General features: G+C 66.2%; 17 protein-coding genes. 14 read left to right on the top strand and 3 right to left on the bottom strand.

Annotated elements, in window-relative coordinates; translation table 11 throughout:
• Positions 1 to 4: 4 nt before the first annotated feature.
• From WDZ95_RS14115 to WDZ95_RS14105, 3 genes are all read left to right on the top strand, one after another.
• Entirely contained in the window at positions 5 to 1,666 is a 1,662-nt protein-coding gene (locus WDZ95_RS14115; protein WP_070400930.1) for an efflux RND transporter periplasmic adaptor subunit, read from the top strand.
• Complete coding sequence (locus tag WDZ95_RS14110) at positions 1,663 to 4,779, top strand: efflux RND transporter permease subunit (protein ID WP_166228571.1); 3,117 nt, start codon at positions 1,663 to 1,665, stop codon at positions 4,777 to 4,779. Before WDZ95_RS14115 ends, WDZ95_RS14110 begins: the two co-directional genes overlap by 4 nt.
• Before the next feature lie 941 nt (positions 4,780 to 5,720).
• Positions 5,721 to 6,791, top strand: a complete 1,071-nt coding sequence (locus WDZ95_RS14105) for an ArsO family NAD(P)H-dependent flavin-containing monooxygenase (protein WP_205710661.1) — start codon at positions 5,721 to 5,723, stop codon at positions 6,789 to 6,791.
• Here WDZ95_RS14105 and WDZ95_RS14100 read toward each other — a convergent pair.
• Together WDZ95_RS14100 and WDZ95_RS14095 are read right to left on the bottom strand one after the other, a co-directional pair.
• The gene (locus tag WDZ95_RS14100) at positions 6,779 to 7,405 is read right to left on the bottom strand and encodes a DAPG hydrolase family protein (protein WP_166228569.1); all 627 of its coding nucleotides are present in this window, start codon (positions 7,403 to 7,405) and stop codon (positions 6,779 to 6,781) included. The genes WDZ95_RS14105 and WDZ95_RS14100 overlap by 13 nt on opposite strands.
• Before the next feature lie 8 nt (positions 7,406 to 7,413).
• Positions 7,414 to 7,947: a c-type cytochrome gene (locus WDZ95_RS14095; protein WP_240936409.1), complete on the bottom strand. Its 534-nt coding sequence runs from the start codon at positions 7,945 to 7,947 to the stop codon at positions 7,414 to 7,416.
• Between the two features lie 441 nt (positions 7,948 to 8,388).
• Here WDZ95_RS14095 and WDZ95_RS14090 point away from each other — a divergent pair, with 441 nt between their 5' ends.
• The 10 genes from WDZ95_RS14090 (at position 8,389) to arsH (ending at position 16,993) form a co-directional block, all read left to right on the top strand.
• Positions 8,389 to 9,447: an ArsJ-associated glyceraldehyde-3-phosphate dehydrogenase gene (locus tag WDZ95_RS14090; protein WP_166228567.1), complete on the top strand. Its 1,059-nt coding sequence runs from the start codon at positions 8,389 to 8,391 to the stop codon at positions 9,445 to 9,447.
• A gap of 13 nt (positions 9,448 to 9,460) precedes the next feature.
• Complete coding sequence (gene arsJ / locus WDZ95_RS14085) at positions 9,461 to 10,729, top strand: organoarsenical effux MFS transporter ArsJ (protein WP_166228565.1); 1,269 nt, start codon at positions 9,461 to 9,463, stop codon at positions 10,727 to 10,729.
• Between the two features lie 10 nt (positions 10,730 to 10,739).
• Positions 10,740 to 11,072: an ArsR/SmtB family transcription factor gene (locus WDZ95_RS14080; protein ID WP_166228563.1), complete on the top strand. Its 333-nt coding sequence runs from the start codon at positions 10,740 to 10,742 to the stop codon at positions 11,070 to 11,072.
• Positions 11,073 to 11,082: 10 nt separating this feature from the next.
• Positions 11,083 to 11,601, top strand: a complete 519-nt coding sequence (locus WDZ95_RS14075; RefSeq protein ID WP_166228561.1) for an arsenate reductase ArsC — start codon at positions 11,083 to 11,085, stop codon at positions 11,599 to 11,601.
• On the top strand, positions 11,601 to 12,638 hold the full coding sequence (gene arsB, locus WDZ95_RS14070; RefSeq protein WP_166231377.1) for an ACR3 family arsenite efflux transporter: 1,038 nt from the start codon (positions 11,601 to 11,603) through the stop codon (positions 12,636 to 12,638). The genes WDZ95_RS14075 and arsB overlap by 1 nt, the downstream gene beginning before the upstream one ends.
• Entirely contained in the window at positions 12,635 to 13,060 is a 426-nt protein-coding gene (gene arsC / locus WDZ95_RS14065) for an arsenate reductase (glutaredoxin) (RefSeq protein ID WP_166228559.1), read from the top strand. Before arsB ends, arsC begins: the two co-directional genes overlap by 4 nt.
• A gap of 33 nt (positions 13,061 to 13,093) precedes the next feature.
• Positions 13,094 to 13,483, top strand: coding sequence for an ArsR/SmtB family transcription factor (locus tag WDZ95_RS14060; protein ID WP_240936408.1), 390 nt, complete (start codon positions 13,094 to 13,096; stop codon positions 13,481 to 13,483).
• A 76-nt stretch (positions 13,484 to 13,559) separates the two neighbouring features.
• Positions 13,560 to 15,026 carry an NAD(P)-binding domain-containing protein gene (locus WDZ95_RS14055; RefSeq protein WP_166228557.1) on the top strand — a complete coding sequence of 489 codons (1,467 nt, stop codon included), beginning with the start codon at positions 13,560 to 13,562 and terminating at the stop codon, positions 15,024 to 15,026.
• Entirely contained in the window at positions 15,019 to 16,236 is a 1,218-nt protein-coding gene (locus WDZ95_RS14050; protein ID WP_425779324.1) for an MFS transporter, read from the top strand. The genes WDZ95_RS14055 and WDZ95_RS14050 overlap by 8 nt, the downstream gene beginning before the upstream one ends.
• 19 nt (positions 16,237 to 16,255) lie before the next feature.
• A complete protein-coding gene (gene arsH, locus WDZ95_RS14045) occupies positions 16,256 to 16,993 on the top strand; it encodes an arsenical resistance protein ArsH (protein ID WP_166228555.1) in 738 nt (245 codons plus the stop codon).
• 208 nt (positions 16,994 to 17,201) lie between these two features.
• Here the strand turns inward: arsH and WDZ95_RS14040 are convergent, their stop codons facing one another.
• Positions 17,202 to 18,302 carry a cation transporter gene (locus WDZ95_RS14040; RefSeq protein WP_077446928.1) on the bottom strand — a complete coding sequence of 367 codons (1,101 nt, stop codon included), beginning with the start codon at positions 18,300 to 18,302 and terminating at the stop codon, positions 17,202 to 17,204.
• A gap of 55 nt (positions 18,303 to 18,357) precedes the next feature.
• Between WDZ95_RS14040 and cadR the strand changes: the two genes are divergently transcribed.
• Entirely contained in the window at positions 18,358 to 18,777 is a 420-nt protein-coding gene (gene cadR / locus WDZ95_RS14035; RefSeq protein ID WP_010791743.1) for a Cd(II)/Pb(II)-responsive transcriptional regulator, read from the top strand.
• Positions 18,778 to 18,794 lie beyond the last annotated feature (17 nt).

Genomic DNA, 18,794 nt, shown 5'->3' with positions numbered 1-18,794 from the left:
ACCCATGAAGCCGTTCTTTTCATCGACGCGTGCGCGCTGGATAGCCTGCGCTGCCACCTTTGCCTTGCTGGTCGGGGTGGGCATTGCCGCCTGGCAATCGGGCGTGCGCAGTGGTGTGCGCATGGGCGTCTCGGCTGAACCTCGGAGCACAGCCGACGACGCGCTGTCCAAACCGGGGGCTTCGACCGCCGTTGAGGCGATGTCGGACCCGTCCACGTGGACGATTTCGCAGGGCGAGGACGCCACGCGGCGCCACATGCGCGATGGCCTCAAGGCCGGCGACCTGGACCCAGCCACGGGGCGCCGGATCCTGAACTACCACGACCCCATGGTGCCGGGCAGGAACTTCGATGCGCCCGCCAAGTCGCCCTTCATGGACATGATGCTGGTGCCACGCTACGCCGGTGCCGAGGGATCGGACACCGGTACCGTGACGGTGAGCCCGCGCATCCAGCAGAACCTGGGCTTGCGCACCGCCGTGGTGGAGGCCGGGGCCTTGTCCGCCGAGGTGACAGCGGTGGGCAGCATCGCGTGGAACGAGCGCGACCAGACCACGGTGACGAGCCGCGCCAACGGCTTTGTGGAGAAGCTGCACGTGCGCGCCACCTTCGATCGCGTGGCCGCCGGCGCGCCCCTGTTGGATGTGTACGTGCCCGACTGGGTGGCCGCGCAGGAGGACCTGCTGGCCATCTCGCGCATGCAGGGCAGTGGGCTGGACACGCTGCGCGAGGCCGCGCTGCAGCGCATGCGCCAGGCCGGCATGTCACCTGCCCAGATCGACCTCGTGCAACGCACCGGTGTGCTGCAGGCGCGCTTCACGCTGCGCGCGCCGCAAGCCGGCGTGGTGACCGCGCTGATGGTGCGCGAGGGCGCGACGGTGATGCCCGGCACACCTCTGATGACCGTGCAGGGCACGGCCACGGTGTGGGCCGAGGCCGAGGTGCCCGAGAGCCAGAGCGCCGAGCTGATGCCCGGGATGGCGGTCAGCGCCACCAGCCCGGCCGTGCCGCGCCAGACCTTTGAGGGGCGATTGCAGGTCCTGCTGCCGCAGGTGGAGCCGACCACCCGCACGCTCAAGGCGCGGCTGGAGTTGCCCAACCCCGGCGCGCGGCTGGTGCCCGGCATGCTGGTGCAGATGCGCTTTGCGCGGCCGGCTGGCGACATGCGCCTGCTCGTGCCGGCCGATGCGGTCATCCGCACCGGGCAGCGCAGCGTGGTGATGCTGGCGGAGGCCGACGGGCGATTCCGTCCGGTGCAGGTGCAGACCGGGCGCGAGGCTGGCGATCAGGTCGAGGTCATCGCCGGCCTGCAGGCCGGACAGCGCGTGGTCCGCTCGGGGCAGTTCCTGATCGACTCGGAGGCCAGCTTGCGCGGTCTGGAGGCCAGACTGAACCAGGGCACGGAACCCGCCCCGCCGGCACCGCAAAGCCACCGCACCGACGCAGTCATCAATGCGCTGGAAGGCGACACGGTCACGCTGACTCACCCGCCCGTGCCGTCGCTGAACTGGCCCGAGATGACGATGGACTTCAAGCTGCCGCCGCGCGAGCGCCAGCCACGCGATCTGGGCTTGGGCGAGCGCGTGCAGATCGAATTCCAGATGCAGGACGGCGACGTTCCGCAAATCACCGACCTGCAGCGCGTCGCGCCCGGGGCAACGCGATGATTGCCCGGCTCATCCGCTGGAGCATCGCCAATCGCGTGCTCGTGCTGGTCGCCACGGTGATCGTCACGGCATGGGGCGTGCTCGCCTTGCAGCGCACGCCGCTGGACGCATTGCCCGACCTGTCCGATACCCAGGTCATCGTGCGCACCACCTGGCCCGGGCAGGCGCCGCAGCTGGTGGAGAACCAGGTGACCTACCCGCTGACCACCACCATGCTGTCGGTGCTGGGCGCCAAGGCGGTGCGCGGCTACTCGATGTTCGGCGACAGCTTCGTGTACGTGCTGTTCGACGACGGTGTGGATCCTTACTGGGCACGCTCGCGCGTCCTGGAGTACCTGAACCAGGCCCAGGCGCGCCTGCCCGCCAACGCCCGCTCCAGCATCGGGCCCGACGCCACCGGCGTGGGCTGGATCTACCAGTACGCGCTGATCGACCGCACCGGCCAGCAGGACGTGGCACAGCTGCGTGCGCTACAGGACTGGTTCCTGCGCTTCGAGCTTAAGACCGTGGCTGACGTGGCCGAGGTCGCCAGCATCGGGGGCATGGTGCGCCAGTACCAGATTGTGCTCGACCCCGACCGACTGCAGGCCTACCGCATCACGCCGGCCATGGTGAGCGATGCCGTAGGCCGAGCCAACCAGGAAGCCGGCGGTTCGGTGCTCGAGCTGGGCGAGGCCGAGTACGCGGTACGCGCCAGCGGCTACCTGCGCACGCTCGACGACTTCCGCGCGATACCGCTGTTGACCACACCGGCTGGCGTGTCGGTGCGGCTGGGCGACGTGGCGCGCGTGCAGACCGGCCCCGAGATGCGGCGCGGCATCGGCGAGCTCGACGGCGAGGGCGAAGCAGTGGGCGGCATCGTGGTGATGCGTTCGGGCAAGAACGCGCTGAGCACCATCGCCGCCGTAAAGGCCCGGCTGGCAGAACTTCAGCGCGGTCTTCCGGCGGGCGTGGAGATTGTGCCGGTGTACGACCGCTCCGGTCTGATCGAGCGCGCGGTGGACAACCTCACCACCAAACTGATCGAGGAATTCATCGTGGTCGGGCTGGTCTGCCTGGCCTTCCTTTTCCACGTGCGCAGCGCGCTGGTGGCCATCGTGACGCTGCCGCTGGGCGTGCTGGTCGCTTTCATCGTGATGCAGCAGCAAGGCATCAATGCCAACGTGATGTCGCTGGGCGGCATCGCGATCGCCATCGGCGCCATGGTGGACGCGGCCATCGTGATGATCGAGAACGCGCACAAGCACCTGGAACGCTGGGGCCAGGCCCACCCGGGGCAGACGCTGCAGGGCGAGGCGCGCTGGCGGCTGATGGGCAAGGCCGCTGCCGAGGTCGGGCCCGCGCTGTTCTTCTCGCTGCTCATCATCACGCTGAGCTTTGTGCCGGTGTTCACGCTGCAGGCGCAGGAGGGGCGCCTGTTCTCGCCGCTGGCCTACACCAAGACCTACGCCATGGCGGCCTCGGCCGCTCTGGCGGTCACGCTCATCCCGGTGCTCATGGGCTACCTCATCCGAGGGCGCATACCGGCCGAACACCGCAACCCGATCAACCGCGCGCTCATCGCCGTGTATCGGCCCATGCTGGACGCGGTGCTGGCCTGGCCCCGGCTCACGCTGGGGGTGACGGCGCTGCTGCTGGTCGCGAGCCTGTGGCCGCTGCAGCGCATCGGCAGCGAGTTCATGCCGCCGCTGGACGAGGGCGACCTGCTGTACATGCCCACCGCGCTGCCCGGCCTCTCGGCGGCCAAGGCGGCCGAGCTTCTGCAGCAGACCGACCGGCTCATCAAGACCCTGCCCGAGGTGCAGAGCGTGTACGGCAAGGCCGGGCGCGCCGACACCGCCACCGACCCCGCGCCGCTGGAGATGTTCGAGACCACCATCCAGTTCAAGCCGCGCGCGCAGTGGCGCGCCGGCATGACCCCCGACCGGCTGGTGGAAGAGCTCGACCGCACGGTGCGCGTGCCGGGGCTCTCGAACATCTGGGTGCCGCCCATCCGCAACCGCATCGACATGCTGGCCACCGGCATCAAGAGCCCCGTGGGCGTGAAGGTGGCGGGCCCCGACCTGGCCACCATCGACCGGCTCACCGGGCAGATCGAGCGCGCGGTGAAACCCGTGCCCGGCGTGAGCAGCGCGCTGGCCGAACGGCTCACGGGCGGGCGCTACATCGACATCGACATCGACCGCGAGGCCGCCGCGCGTTACGGTCTCAACATCGCCGACGTTCAAGCCGTGGTGGAAAGCGCTGTGGGCGGCATGGTGATCGGCGAGGTGGTCGAAGGCCTGCAGCGCTACAGCATCAACCTGCGCTACCCCGCCGAACTGCGCGACTCGCTGCCCAGGCTGCGCGCCCTGCCCATGGTCACGCCCGTGGGGCAGCGCCTGGTGCTGGGCGACGTGGCCGACCTGCGCGTCAACGACGGCCCGCCCATGCTGCGCAGCGAGAACGCGCGCCTGGCCGGTTTCGTGTACGTGGATGTGCGCGGCCGCGACCTGCGCGGCGCGGTGCTCGACATGCAGCAGGCGGTGGCGGCGCAGGTGTCGCTGCCGCCCGGCTATTCGGTGTCGTGGTCGGGCCAGTTCGAGTTCCTGGAGCGCGCCAGCGCGCAGCTCAAGGTGGTGGTGCCGTTCACGCTGCTCATCATCTTCGTGCTGCTGTACCTCACCTTCGGCCGCATGGACGAGGCCCTGCTCATCATGGCCACGCTGCCGTTCGCACTCGTCGGCGGCGTCTGGCTGCTGTGGATGCTCGGCCACAACCTGTCGGTGGCCAGTGCGGTGGGCTTCATCGCGCTGGCCGGCGTGGCCGCCGAGTTCGGCGTGATCATGCTGGTGTATCTGAAGCAAGCCTGGAGCGATCGGCTGTCGCAGGGCCGCGGCGATGGCGAAGCCCTGCTGGAGGCCATCCGCGAGGGGGCCGTGCTGCGCGTGCGGCCCAAGGCCATGACCGTGGCGACCATCGTGGCCGGCCTGCTGCCGATCCTGTGGAGCAGCGGCACCGGCAGCGAGGTGATGCAGCGCATCGCCGCTCCGATGGTCGGCGGCATGATCAGCGCGCCGCTGTTGTCGCTGTTCGTGGTGCCGGTGGTCTACCGACTGCTACGTGGGAGGTAGAGTGGGCTGCTGCCGGTTTCATAGACACCTTGTTGAGGTTGAAGATGAAATCAGAGGCCGCCCAACTCTCGTTACTCTTGCGCCTGGGGACGCGGACGCCATGACAGGCGATGTCTCTGATTTGTCGTACGTCGCAGGATTGCACTCAGGAACCAGGCTGCGACAGCCCGACAACCTCTCGGGCCAGCGCGAAGCCGTATTCCCACGCATCCTCAAGCTTGGGCACCTTTGGCCTCTGACGGCGTCTATACCGTTGCAGCTGTTGTATCGGCTGCGCAGCTCCCAACCCTGGAGGACAACATGGAATGCTGTGAACCTCGTCTTCACGCGGGTATCGCCTGCTGTGTGAACCTCGATTCCTCGGCGACAGAGGCACGGCGCGCTCGCTTTTCCTTCTGGCCCCGCTTGTCAGGTGTGTCCAGTCGATTGATTAAGGCACTGGCGACATGGCGACTTGAAAAGAACCAGGCGCGGCACGAGGCTCAGCATCTTGCCTACCTCGACTCAGCCGCGTTGAACGACATGAGGCTCAGCAGCGCCATGTTGCGAGATCTTGGTGTTGAACGAATGGTCTCGGATCGCCAAGGCCGAAGCAGTTTCCCCTTCTGATGTGCGCGCAGCGACTCGCATTAGCGGGTTGCTGGCGATCCTCCAACTCCCGGCAGCGGCGTGCCCTGCGCTGCTGCACCACTTCTCCATACTTCTGCGAGCAAACACCATGAGCCCATCCCGACCCGTCGCGCACAGCAGCATGCCCTGCTGTACCACTGTGATCCGTACACAGGGACACAACTTCTCGGCGCGAATCGCCCGCCGCTTCAATGAACTGCTGGACCAGCTGGTGGCATGGCGTTGCCGCCTGCATGAGGGTCGGTACCGTCCGGGTAAGCCCCGGCATCCGTTCTGAAACGTCACTGTGCCGGGCTGCGATGATGGGGTCCATGCAGCAATTCGATGTGATCGTCATCGGTGGGGGTCAGGCCGCCTTGTCGGCCGGTTATTTTCTTCGCCGCAGTGGCCGCAGCTTCGTGATCCTCGATGCTGAAGAGGGGGCCGGCGGTGCCTGGCGTCATACCTGGCGATCCCTTCGCCTGTTCTCGCCGGCCACGTGGAGCTCCCTGGCTGGTTGGCCGATGCCGGCGGGCAGCGATCGCTACCCGACGCGAGACGAAGTACTCGACTATCTGCGTCGTTACGAAGAGCGGTACGAGCTGCCTGTGCGGCGACCGGTCACTGTCCAATCTGTCGAACGCACAGACAGCGGATGGCTTGTGCACGCTGACCAGGGCGACTGGCAGGCTGCGGCCCTGATCAGCGCTACCGGCAACTGGCGACACCCGCACGTTCCAGACTACAAGGGGATTGACGGGTTTCGGGGCGCCCAGATCCATTCCGCACAATATTTGGAACCTGATGCTTTCGCTGACCTGCGCGTTTTGATCGTCGGCGGCGGCAATTCAGGCGCACAGATTCTGGCTGAGGTTTCGCAGCATGCTCAGACGACATGGGTTACCGAGAGACCTCCTGTATTTTTGCCCGACAACGTGGATGGCGGTGTGCTGTTTCAGCGCGCCACTGAACGCTGGAGGGCCCAACAGGCCGGGCGTCCAGTGGACGACCTCCCGGGGGGTTTTGGCGATATCGTGATGGTGGCTTCCGTTGTGGAGGCCCGTTCGCGAGGGGTGCTCAGCGCGCGTGAGCCATTCGATTGCTTCACTGAGCGAGGCGTGCGCTGGCGTGACGGATCGGAGTCGGACTTTGATGCGGTTATCTGGTGCACTGGTTTTCGGCCTGCGCTGGATCACCTGCGGTCGCTGGGCCTGATTGATGCTCAGGGCAAGGTCGCTGTGAACGGCACTCGTAGCCTGCTTGAGCCACGGCTGTGGCTGGTGGGCTACGGTGAATGGACCGGCATGGCGTCAGCCACGCTGGTCGGTGTCATGCGAAGTGCGCGCAGCACGGTTGACGAGATCAACGCGATGCTTGCAGGGCTATCGCCTCAGTCTGGCTGAGACTCGTTGGTCTCGCTGGTGAAGAGCGCCGGCAGAAACCGCTCGAACTGTCCCACTTCTTCAATGTTATGGCGTATCCATGCGTTGGCGCGCGCAGTGTTGAAAACGAATCGGCGCAACAGGACATTGAGTGGCTTGGCCAGCTTCGAGGGGAAGCCGATCGTGAGACTGTTGGCGTAGCGCGTGCCTTCGGGGACTGGCGCGAAGCAATAGTCCATGGCCGCCACCTGCAGCCCGAACCACCGCGGCCGGTGTCCGAAGCCCCGTTCATCGAGCCGCACGATGTCGCTGCGTGCGTTGCCCTTGTAGCGGGGATTGCCGCCAAACATCTCGACGATGTGTAGCTGCGCGCCGACCCCGACGCTGCCGTCAGCGAGGCGGCGCGTGTAGGAGACGGCGATGTGGTCACGCGGATGCCACACGTGGTAGCGTGACACGTGCTGCTCCTCGAACTCCATGTGTCCTTCAAGGTGGCGAAACCACCAGGCAAGCATGGTCGGTGTGACACCGTGCAGGGTCTCGTGCTCGATCCAGCATCGCAACCGGCCATCCGGCAAAACTTCAATGCCGCTGCTCGCGCTGTCGACGGGTTTCGGGTTCCAGGAGATGGTCATGTGCGGGCTCAAGGAAACTGCACCAGCGGTCCTGCTGGCGTTCTGCCCGGCGGCACATAGGCGGGGGCTGGCTCACCGGCCGGTCCTGCGGCCTTGATGTATCGGTAGATGGCGCGCAGATCGCTGTCGGACATGGCGCGCAGGTTGAACCACGGCATGGGCGGTCTGGGCTTCATGACCCGTGCATGGGTGATCCAGCGCTCTTCTGTCATGCCGGCAAAGTAGAGGCGAAGGTTGGTTGCGTAGGTGGTGCCCCAGGGGCCCTTCCAGCCCAACCGGTCGCCTGTCAGCCACTGTGCTTCGGCCAGCTTGCCTTCCGCCGCGTTGTAGCCTGCCGTGTGGCAGTCGTTGCAGCCGGTCGTCTGCACAAGGTAGCGCCCCAGGGCCACTATGTCGCGGGGGCGTTCAGGGGAGGGGCGTGAATCAAACGACTGCGCAGAGACGGTACTTGCCAGCAGCACTGTCGTGAAAACCAACGCAATGGCAAAGCGTCGAGTTGGTGTCATGGGATTCTTCCGCGAAGTTTCGTAGAGGCCGCGCATGGCGCCCCAGAATCCTTTGAACCCGAAGGGCGCCGCTTGGGGTGAGACGCTTCGCGGGCGCAAAGGTGGCAACGTTTTTCGGCCAGGGTCACTGGCGACGATCCGTTCGTGCGTTTGCGGTACGTCCTAGAACAGCAAATGCAGTGATTGCCGAAAAGGGCTCCCTATGCCTTGGGGAATCACGCACGCGATCAGCAGGCTCCCCCCCCCCGGTTCAGCCAAGCCCAGCCCACCCACAGCGTCAAGGCCCCGGCGAGCATCACGCCGGCGCAGACCAACTCGTCGGCGGCCACGTCAGGAATGCGCCGCGGCAGTTCTCGCACGGTGATCCGCCATGGATCAGTGAGTAAGCGCTGTGGACTTCTTGTCATGAGGCCGTCATGAAAGAAACTATAATTCTACGAATATTGAATTAATTGCCAGATTGCGGAGTCAGAGCTAATGAGAGTGGGCATCAACGGCATGGGCCGCATCGGGCGGCTGGCGCTGCGCGCGGCCATGGGCGCGGCCGAACGGCCAGCGGACGATCCGCGCGCCGGCAACCGCCTGGAGGTGGTGCACCTTAACGAGACCAAGGGCGGCGCCGCGGCCACCGCCCACCTGCTGGCCTTTGACACGGTGCAAGGCCGCTGGCGCGCCGACATCGCGGCCGAGGGCGATGACACGGTCCGCATCGACGACCATCGACTGCGCTTCACCAGCCACGCCACCGCGGCCGACATCCCCTGGGGCGATCTCGGCGTGGACCTGGTGCTCGAATGCACCGGCAAGTTCCTCACGCCCGAGACGATCCAGGGCCACCTGGACCGCGGTGCGAAGCGCGTGATCGTGGCCGCGCCGGTGAAGGTGGCCCATGATCCGGCTTCGGTGCTCAACATCGTGGTCGGCGTGAACCACGATCTGTACGACCCCGCGAGACACCGCATCGTCACCGCCGCGAGCTGCACCACCAACTGCCTGGCCCCGGTGGTGAAGGTGGTGCACGAAGCGATCGGCATCCGCCACGGCCAGATCACCACCATCCACGACCCGACCAACACCAACGTGGTGGTCGACGCGCCGCACAAGGACCTGCGCCGCGCGCGCAGCGCCATGGCCAGCCTGGCGCCCACCACCACCGGCAGCGCCACCGCCATCGCGCTCATCTACCCCGAGCTCAAGGGCAAGCTCAACGGCCACGCGGTGCGCGCGCCGGTGCTCAACGCCTCGCTCACCGACTGCGTGTTCGAACTGCAGCGCGCCACCACGGCCGACGAGGTGAACGCGCTGTTCGAGGCCGCGGCCAGCAGCGGCCCGCTGCAGGGCATCCTGGGTTACGAGACGCGTCCGCTGGTGAGCGCCGATTACGCGCGCGACACGCGCTCGAGCATCGTCGATGCGCCGTCCACCATGGTCACCGACGGCACGTTGCTGAAGGTGTACGCCTGGTACGACAACGAGATGGGTTACGCCTGCCGCATGGTGGACCTGGCCTGTCACCTCGACGCCATCGGCCTCTGACGCGCTGCCCGACATGCACGCCGCCGTCCGCCACTACGCCATCGTCACCGCCGCCTACTGGGGCTTCACGCTCACCGACGGCGCGCTGCGCATGCTGGTGCTGCTGCACTTCTATCGGCTCGGCTATTCGCCGTTCACGCTGGCCTTCCTGTTCCTGCTGTACGAAGCGGCGGGCGTGCTGGCCAACCTCATCGGTGGCTGGCTGGCCACGCGCTACGGCATCACGCGCATGCTCACCGTGGGCCTGTCCACGCAGATCGTCGGCTTCACGCTGCTGTCGTTCCTGAACCCCGCATGGACGGCGGCCGCGTCGGTGGCCTGGGTGGTGCTCGCGCAGGGCGTGTGCGGCGTCGCCAAGGACCTGACCAAGACCGCCAGCAAGTCGGCCATCAAGGTCACGAGCGCGCAGGCGAAAGAAGGCGGGGGCAGCAACAGCCAGCTTTTCAAGTGGGTGGCCTGGTTCACCGGCAGCAAGAACGCCATGAAGGGCGTGGGCTTCTTCCTCGGCGGCCTGCTGCTCGAAACGCTGGGATTTCGCCACGCGCTGTGGCTCATGGCCGCGGCGTTGGCGCTGGTGCTGATCGGCGTGATCGCTTCGCTGCCCACGATGATGGGCAAGAGCAAGGCATCGAAGTCCGCGAAGGAGCTGTTCGCCAAGAACCCCGGCATCAACGCGCTGGCCGCCGCACGCGTGGCCTTGTTCGGCGCGCGGGACGTGTGGTTCGTGGTCGGCGTGCCGGTGTTCCTGTACGCCCAGGGCTGGACCTTCACCATGGTGGGCGGCTTCCTCGCGGCCTGGACCATCGGATACGGCGCGGTGCAGGCGCTGGCGCCGCAGATCGTGCGTCGCAGCGCCGATGGCCTGAGCCGCGAGGTGCCCGCGGCGCGTGCGTGGTCGGCTGCGCTGGCGCTGGTGCCGGCGGCGTTGGCGGTCGCGGTGTTCGCGGGCGCGCCGCACCTGCGATGGGTGGTGGTCGGCGGGCTCGCCGTGTTCGGCTTTGCCTTCGCGGTCAATTCCTCGGTGCATTCCTATCTGGTGCTGGCCTATGCGGGCAGCGAGAAGGCGGCCGAGGACGTGGGCTTCTACTACGCGGCCAATGCCCTGGGCCGCTTCTTCGGCACGCTGATGTCGGGCCTGCTGTACCAGTGGGGCGGCCTCGCATGGACGCTGGCTGGCTCGGCGTTGATGCTGACCGCGTGCTGGCTCATCACGTTGCGCCTGCCGCTGCACGCCGGCACCGCCAGCGTCGCTTCGCCCGCCGCGTCCCGTGCGGGCAACTGAGGAGACCCCGATGGACGAGAACGATGCCGTTCAAGCACTTGCTGCGCTGGCCCAGGTCACGCGATTGCGCACCTTCCGCGCGCTGGTGCAGGCCGGGCCCGAAGGGCTCACACCGACGGCACTCGCCGAGAAGCTTGAGGCGACGGCGACCACGTTGTCGTTCCACCTCAAGGAGCTGCACCGCGCCGGCCTGATCACGCAGGAGCGCGACGGCCGCCACCTGATCTACCGCGCCGGCTTCGCCCACATGAACGCCCTGCTGGGCTACCTCACCGAGCATTGCTGCGAAGGGCAGCCGTGTGAGGTCAGCGCCGGCATCAACGCCACCTGCACCACGTGCTGAAAGGAGCACCATGGAAAACCGGCCCTACAACGTCCTGTTCATCTGCACCGGCAACTCGGCGCGCAGCCTCATGGCCGAGGCGGTGCTCAACCAGCTCGGTGGGGGGCGCTTTCGCGCATTCAGTGCGGGCAGCCAGCCTGCGGGCAGGCCGCACCCCATGGCGCTGGAGCTCCTGGAGCGCAACCGGTACGACACGTCCACGTTGCGCAGCAAGAGCTGGGACGAGTTCGCGCAACCCGACGCGCCCGAGATGGACTTCGTGCTGACCGTGTGCGACAAGGCCGCGGGCGAGGTCTGCCCGGTCTGGCCCGGGCAGCCGATCTCGGCCCATTGGGGCGTGGAAGACCCGGCCGCCGCCACCGGCCCCGAGGACAAGCGCCGCCAAGCCTTCAACGACGCATTGCTGGTGTTGAGCCGGCGCATCGCGATCTTCCTGGCGTTGCCACTGGACAAGCTCGATCGTCTGGCGCTGCAAAGGGAGCTCGGCCGCATCGGCCTCAGCGGAAAACCCGCCGGAGCGGCTGCATGATGGGCTTGTTCGAGCGCTGGCTGAGCCTCTGGGTGGCGCTGGCCATCGTCGCCGGGGTGGCGCTCGGTACGGCGACGCCAGGCTGGTTTGCGGTGCTGGCGTCGGTGGAGTACGCGCATGTGAACCTCGTGGTTGCCGTGCTCATCTGGGTGATGATCTATCCGATGATGGTGCAGATCGACTGGAGCGCTGTGCGCGACGTCGGTCGTCGCCCGCAGGGCCTCGTGCTCACGCTGGTCATCAACTGGCTCATCAAGCCCTTCACGATGGCGGCGCTCGGTGTGCTGTTCTTCAAGTACCTGTTCGCGCCCTGGGTCGACCCGCAATCGGCCAGCGAGTACATCGCCGGCATGATCCTGCTCGGCGTGGCGCCGTGCACGGCCATGGTGTTCGTGTGGAGCCAGCTGGTGCGTGGCGACCCGAACTACACCCTGGTGCAGGTGTCGGTGAACGATCTTGTGATGGTGGTGGCCTTCGCGCCCATCGCCGCCTTCCTGCTTGGTGTGACGGACGTGACCGTGCCCTGGTCCACGCTGCTGCTGTCGACCGTGCTCTATGTGGTGCTGCCGCTGGTGGCCGGCGTCTTCACGCGGGCGCGACTCCTCGCCCAAGGGCCCGAAGCCTTGCCGCGCCTCACGGCACGCCTCAAGCCCTGGTCCATCGCCGGCTTGCTGGGCACGGTGGTGCTGCTGTTCGGATTCCAGGCCGACACCATCCTCGCGCAACCTGGCGTCATCGCCCTGATCGCGGTGCCGCTGCTGATCCAGACCTACGGCATCTTCTTTCTCGGCTGGTGGGGCGCGCGCTGGCTCAGGCTGCCGCACGAGGTGGCCGGCCCGGCCTGCCTGATCGGCACCTCCAACTTCTTCGAGCTCGCTGTGGCGGTGGCCATCTCGCTGTTCGGGCTGCACTCGGGCGCGGCCCTGGCGACCGTGGTGGGGGTGCTGGTGGAGGTGCCGGTGATGTTGTCGCTGGTGGCGCTGGTGAACCGTTGGCGGCCGGGCCTAGGGGGTGAAGCTGCGAAGGGCGTGTCATGAGTGACTACCGCATTTATCACAACCCGGGCTGTGGCACGTCGCGCAATGTGCTCGCGCTCATGCGGCACTGCGGCATCGAGCCCGAGGTCATCGAGTACCTGAAAACACCGCCCTCGCGCGAAGAGCTCGTGGCCCTGTTGCAAAGCATGGGCATGTCGGTGCGCGAGATCCTGCGCCAGCGCGGCACTCCGTATGACGAGCTGCGCCTGGGCGAGGCCCACTGGAGCGATGACCAACTGCTGGATTTCGTCGGCCAGCACCCGATCCTGATGAACCGACCCGTCGTGGTCTCGCCGCTGGGCACACGCTTGTGCCGGCCTTCCGAATATGTGCTCGACCTGCTGCCGCCGCCCCCAGCGCAGGCTTTCCGCAAGGAAGATGGCGAGCCGGTGCTGGACGCAAGCGGCAAGCGGGTCACCTGAAGGTCCCTCCACCCTTGGTGCAACCCATGCCGGTTGACAGCCGATATTTATTCGTTAAACTACGAACAACGAATTTTCTACCTGTCCGCCTTTTCGATGTCTAGACTCCCTGATATCTCCTGTGGCCCCTGCGTCGAGGCGAGCCCGCCCGACGAACTCGAAGCCGAGGAGTTGGCCGTGCTGTGCAAGGCGCTGGCGCATCCGGCGCGTGTGAAGCTGATGCAGTACCTGGCGCAGCAGGGCACTTGCTACTTTGGCAGCCTCGCCGACGTCGTGGGGCTCGCCCCTTCCACCACGTCCCAGCATGTCAAGGTGTTGAAGGAGTCCGGGCTCTTGCTGGGTTCGGCCGAAGAGCAGCGCACCTGTTATTGCGTCAATCCGGATCGCCTGGCGATCCTCAAACGACTGGTTATGGCGCTCTGAAGAGGGCGTCTCTCTTTTTTGCTCTCATTTTCGTACATCTACGAACGACGAAATAGTCAACACGAAAGGAATCACCATGACGAATGCCCAAGTCACGACAGCCGTTTCGCCATTGCCCGTAGCCGTGATCGGTGCGGGTCCCGTCGGTCTGGCGGCGGCAGCCCACCTACACAAACGGGGTCTGCCGTTCGTGCTGTTCGAGGGCGCTGATCGCATCGCCGATCACTTGGCAAGCGTCGCGCACGTCCGTTTGTTCTCGCCCTGGCGGTTCAACGTCGATGCGAGCGCGCGCGAGTTGCTTGCTCAGGCGGGCATCGAAGTGCCCTCGGATGAACAACTCCCCACGGCGGGAGAACTCATCGAGCAGTACCTTCGCCCGCTGAGCGAGTTGCCCGCCATCGCCAGCCAGCTGCACCTGTCGCATCGCGTGCTCGACATCACCCGGCGGGGGCACGACAAGGTGAGGAGCCAGGGACGGCAGGAGGCCCCGTTCCTCTTGCGCGTGGCCACGCCCGCGGGCGAGCACGAATGGCAAGCCCGGGCCATCGTCGATGCGACGGGCACCTGGGGGCAGCCCAATCCGTTGGGTGTGCATGGCTTGCCCGCTCGGGGCGAGCACGCGGCACAAGCTCGCATTGCCCACGGCATGCCGGACATCCTCGGCGCTGAACGACGCCGCTACGCAGGCAAACGCACCCTAGTGGTCGGCGCCGGTCACTCGGCGGCCGGCAACCTGTTGGCACTGACGGCGCTGGCCCGGCAGGCGCCTGGCACGCAGGCGGTGTGGGCGGTGCGTGGCACGGACCTTCGGCGACTCTACGGCGGGGCGCGGCTCGATGGTTTGAGTGCAAGAGGGACCTTGGGGCAACGCCTGCGCGAGGAAGTGGAGCAAGGCGCCATCGAGTTGCACCTGGGCTTCGGCATCGCCGACATCACGCTCAGCGAACAGGGCCTGCTGGTGAAGGCCGTGGACGATGCGCGCGCGCCGATCGAGGCGATCGACCAGTTGATCGCCGCCACGGGTTCGCGGCCGGACCTTTCGCTCACCCGCGAGTTGCGCGTGCGGCTTGATCCCTGGCTGGAAAGCACCGATGCGCTGGCGCCGCTCATTGACCCCAACGAACACAGTTGCGGCACGGTGCGTCCCCACGGTCATCGGGAACTGGCACACCAGCATGAGCCGGGTTACTACGCGATCGGTGCCAAGAGCTACGGACGAGCACCCAACTTCCTGCTGGCCACCGGGTACGAGCAGGCACGCTCGGTCGCAGCGGCATTGGCTGGCGACCTCGCGGCCGCAGATGATGTTCGACTCGAACTGCCTCAAACAGGGGTGTGCTCCACCGATCTGAGGCCCCAGAGCTCGGGCGCTGCAAGCGCCGCAGCATCGCCGGGCTGCTGCGGCGGGCCACCTCAAGTCGACACAACGGCCTGCTGTGTGCGGGATGAGCTTGCCAAGGTGAGCACGGGTCGGGGCTGCGGTTGCGGCACTGCCACCGACAAGTCCGTGCGTGTGACGCAAGGCGCCGATCAAGGTGTCTGAGGCAGGGGGTCTTCGCCGGGAAACACTGCGCCTGGGAGCCAGCCAGACGCTGGCCTGGGCATCGAGCTACTACTTGCCCGCAACGCTGGCGGAACCGATGGCGCGCTCGCTCGGCATGGGTGTACCGACGGTGTTCGCTGCATTTTCAGGCGCCTTGCTCGTTGCCGCGCTGATCGGCCCGGTGGCGGGCAGGGCGATCGACCGGCGTGGCGGGCGATCGGTGCTCATGTGGTCAAACGGGGTGTTCGCCCTTGGCCTGTCGAGCCTGGCCGCGGCGCAGGGGGCTATTGGGCTGTTTCTTGCCTGGGCGCTCATCGGTGTCGCCATGGGCATGGGCTTGTACGAGGCGGCCTTTGCAAGCCTGGTGCGCGCACGCGGCGCGCAGGCGCGATCGGCGATCACCCAGGTGACGCTGATCGCCGGTTTTGCCAGCACCGTCGGTTGGCCGCTCACGACCTGGCTCGCCAGCCAATGGGATTGGCGCACGGCGGTACTGGCCTGGGCCGCACTTCACTTGCTGCTGGGACTTCCCCTCAATGCCGGCCTGCGAAGGCATTCTGTTGCGCCCGAGCGTTCCGTCACGGGCGCTGTGCACACCACGATTGCACCGTCTCATGGTTCACAAGTACCCATACGCCTGGCGCTCGCCGTGGCCATGGGGTTTGCGATCTCGGCGTTCATCGGTACGGCCATGGCAGCGCACCTGCCATCGATGCTCAAGACAGCGGGCGCCATTGCCGCACTGGCCGTGACGGCCGCCGCCCTGCTGGGCCCGGCACAGGTGGCGGCGCGACTGATGGAATCCTTGTTGCAGCGTCATGGTTCGGTGCTTGTGGTGGCCTGCGTGGCGGCTGCCTTGCACCCGCTGGCCGCCCTGGCGCTGATGGTGCTGGGTCCGATGGCGGCCATCCCCTTCGCGATCTTGCACGGAGCTGGCAACGGCCTCATGACCATCGTCACTGGCGCACTGCCGCTGGCCGTCTTCGGATCCAGGGGCTATGGTGAACGTCAGGGTTGGCTCATGGCGCCGGCGCGCATGGCTCAGGCCCTGGCGCCCTGGGCGTTTGCGGGGCTGCTGGCGCCCTTGGGGGTTCACGCCCTGGTGGTCACCGCCGTGGGTGGGCTCCTGACGTTTGCCTTGTTCAGCAGCATCGCCGTGGGCCGTTCGCGGGAATCTCGCCTCGTTGCCCAGACTCAACAGAACACCTGAAGCCACCTATCGTCACGCCATGTCCCCTGATCACTCGCCTTCCCTCGAAGACATGCCCCAACTGCACGGCGCCAGCTTCCGGCCGCTGGATCCCGAGCGGCTGTTCCCGGCAGAACGCTCGACACACGCCCCGCGAATCCTTCTGATGTACGGGTCGGCACGTCCGCGATCGTTCAGCCGACTGGTCACCCTGGAGGCCGAACGCATCCTCATCGCACTGGGTGCGCAGACGCGCGTCTTTCATCCGCATGGGCTGCCGCTGCCCGACGATGCACCGGAGTCCCACCCCAAGGTTCAGGAACTTCGCGAGGCGGTGCAGTGGGCCGAGGGGATGGTGTGGTGCTCGCCCGAGCGCCACGGCGCGATGACCGCCATCATGAAAGCCCAGATCGACTGGATTCCGCTTGCCATGGGGGCCATCCGCCCGACGCAGGGCAAGACGCTGGCGGTCATGCAGGTCAGCGGAGGTTCCCAGTCGTTCAATGCTGTGAACCAGATGCGTGTCCTCGGACGCTGGATGCGGATGATCACCATCCCGAACCAATCGTCCGTTGCCAAGGCCTGGCAGGAGTTCGGGGACGATGACCGAATGAGGCCTTCGCCCTATCACGACAGGGTGGTGGACGTGATGGAGGAACTGCTCAAGTTCACGTGGCTTACACGAGATGTGTCGCCGTACCTCGTGGATCGCTACAGCGAACGCAAGGAGTCGGCCGAGGATCTCGCCAGGCGCACCAATCTCACGGCCAGCGTGTAGTGGACGGGCGTGCTGGGTAGCCCCATACTCCGCTACTGTTAGAATGCTGCGGTGCAGCAGAAACTGAAGAGCCTCATCCTGAAGCCGCTGGCCTACCGCGGCGCGGGCTTGCCCCGCGGCTATTTCTGCTCGGTCACACCGCCCTGAGATGTAAGCGGCCGGCCATCCCACCTTGGCTAGGCATCGGTGTGGGATGCCGCTAGATTGGCTATCGGAGGTTCAGGATGCGCCGGGCACCGCTGAGCACTATCAGCGCAATGACTGCGCCAATCACGAGGTCAGGGTACGAGGAGCCCGTCCAAGCGACCAAAACACCAGCGACTATCACCCCCGCGTTTGCGATCACATCATTCGCAGAAAAAATGTAGCTTGCCGTCATGTGGGCGCCCCGATCCCGCTTCTTGGCGATCAGCACCAGGCAGGTGACGTTGGCGATCAATGCGACCAGCCCGATACTCATCATGAGCATGGACGCCGGCTCACTTCCCACAACTGCCCGCCGAACGACCTCCAAAAGCGCGCCAAGCGCAAGCACGACTTGCAACCAACCAGCGATGTGCGCTGCCTTCATCTTCAAGGCGGCGGCGCGGCCCACCGCATAGAGCGCCAGTCCGTAGACCGCCGCATCGGCGAACATGTCAAGCGAGTCCGCTATGAGACCTGTGGACTGGGCGATCAGGCCAACGATCAACTCAAAGACAAACATCGCACCGTTGATAGCGAGCAGCAGCTTTAAGGTCCGAGCCTCAGAGGCATTCCCCTCTGCGTCTGGGGCCGTAGACTCGTCGCTTTGCACGCTGTCCAACACTTGCGCGCCGAGGTTGAGAGGGATGAGACGGCCCAGCAGCTCTTGCGTACTTCCCCCATGCTGCACGGTGAGTACACGGTCCTTCAGATCGAAGTCCAGTGCCGCAACAGCCGACGCATCGGCCAGCGCCATCCGAATGAGATTCTCCTCCGACGGGCAATCCATCTTCGGCACGGAGAAACGCGTCTTCCACTGCCCGCCTTCGGTGCGCCTCTCGCTTGTCAGCAGAACCGCACCCAAGTTCAGGGGCGTCAGCTTCTGGGCGATCCTGGCGGGCTCGCCCGAGTGCACCACCCGGAGCTGCCGATGGGCCAGATCGAAGGTCATCGGCCCAACCCCGGTCAGACCACCCAGCGCCATGCGAATGAGGTTCTCCTCGGAGGGGCAGTCCATTCCCGGAACTGAAAATGTGCTCTCCACGGAAGCAATGGCGCTTGGGGCCTCGTCGACCGTCTGCGAATTGCAACTGCTCGAGCAGCTACTGCTTTGACATGTACTCATGTCCCGTATTAGAAACCCTCAAGTAGCTGTAGAGTCAAGCGGTAGGTAGGCAAATATGAAAATCGGTGAACTATCGTCATTGGCAGGGTGCTCCGTTCCCGCGGTGCGCTTTTATGAAGCAGAGGGCCTTCTGCAGGCGCCCCTGCGGGCCGCCAACAACTATCGGCAATATGGCCAACAGCATGTCGACAGGTTGGCCTTCATCGTTCGGTGCCGCTCGCTGGACATGTCGCACGACGATATCCGGGCTCTGCTGCAGTTGCAGGACGACCCCGCCATGTCCTGCGACGAGGTCAATGCCTTGCTTGACGATCAAATGCGCTTGGTAGAGCAGCGAATCGCCGAGTTGCAGGCGCTGCGCAAGCAACTGCGTGCCATCCGCAGTACCTGTGCGGGAGGGGTATGCGTTGGCGATTGCGGTGCACTTGAATCGCTGCGCAGCGCCACTGGGGCAAGCTGGCCAACCGTTCGCTGAGCGGAGCCTCAAATAAC

The sequence above is a fragment of the Hydrogenophaga sp. T2 genome (assembly GCF_049843535.1).
Lineage (GTDB): Bacteria > Pseudomonadota > Gammaproteobacteria > Burkholderiales > Burkholderiaceae_C > Hydrogenophaga > Hydrogenophaga crocea.
Note: the sequence above shows the minus strand (reverse complement) of the source record. Positions and strands in the feature narration are given on the sequence as shown.

Excerpts from the sequence above, each read along its gene's own strand:
- WDZ95_RS14115 (WP_070400930.1), top strand. The coding sequence starts at position 5 with ATGAAGCCGTTCTTTTCATCGACGCGTGCGCGCTGGATAGCCTGCGCT.
- WDZ95_RS14110 (WP_166228571.1), top strand. The coding sequence starts at position 1,663 with ATGATTGCCCGGCTCATCCGCTGGAGCATCGCCAATCGCGTGCTCGTG.
- WDZ95_RS14105 (WP_205710661.1), top strand. The coding sequence starts at position 5,721 with ATGCAGCAATTCGATGTGATCGTCATCGGTGGGGGTCAGGCCGCCTTG.
- WDZ95_RS14100 (WP_166228569.1), bottom strand. The coding sequence starts at position 7,405 with ATGACCATCTCCTGGAACCCGAAACCCGTCGACAGCGCGAGCAGCGGC.
- WDZ95_RS14095 (WP_240936409.1), bottom strand. The coding sequence starts at position 7,947 with ATGCGCGGCCTCTACGAAACTTCGCGGAAGAATCCCATGACACCAACT.
- WDZ95_RS14090 (WP_166228567.1), top strand. The coding sequence starts at position 8,389 with ATGAGAGTGGGCATCAACGGCATGGGCCGCATCGGGCGGCTGGCGCTG.
- arsJ (WP_166228565.1), top strand. The coding sequence starts at position 9,461 with ATGCACGCCGCCGTCCGCCACTACGCCATCGTCACCGCCGCCTACTGG.
- WDZ95_RS14080 (WP_166228563.1), top strand. The coding sequence starts at position 10,740 with ATGGACGAGAACGATGCCGTTCAAGCACTTGCTGCGCTGGCCCAGGTC.
- WDZ95_RS14075 (WP_166228561.1), top strand. The coding sequence starts at position 11,083 with ATGGAAAACCGGCCCTACAACGTCCTGTTCATCTGCACCGGCAACTCG.
- arsB (WP_166231377.1), top strand. The coding sequence starts at position 11,601 with ATGGGCTTGTTCGAGCGCTGGCTGAGCCTCTGGGTGGCGCTGGCCATC.
- arsC (WP_166228559.1), top strand. The coding sequence starts at position 12,635 with ATGAGTGACTACCGCATTTATCACAACCCGGGCTGTGGCACGTCGCGC.
- WDZ95_RS14055 (WP_166228557.1), top strand. The coding sequence starts at position 13,560 with ATGACGAATGCCCAAGTCACGACAGCCGTTTCGCCATTGCCCGTAGCC.
- arsH (WP_166228555.1), top strand. The coding sequence starts at position 16,256 with ATGTCCCCTGATCACTCGCCTTCCCTCGAAGACATGCCCCAACTGCAC.
- WDZ95_RS14040 (WP_077446928.1), bottom strand. The coding sequence starts at position 18,302 with ATGAGTACATGTCAAAGCAGTAGCTGCTCGAGCAGTTGCAATTCGCAG.
- cadR (WP_010791743.1), top strand. The coding sequence starts at position 18,358 with ATGAAAATCGGTGAACTATCGTCATTGGCAGGGTGCTCCGTTCCCGCG.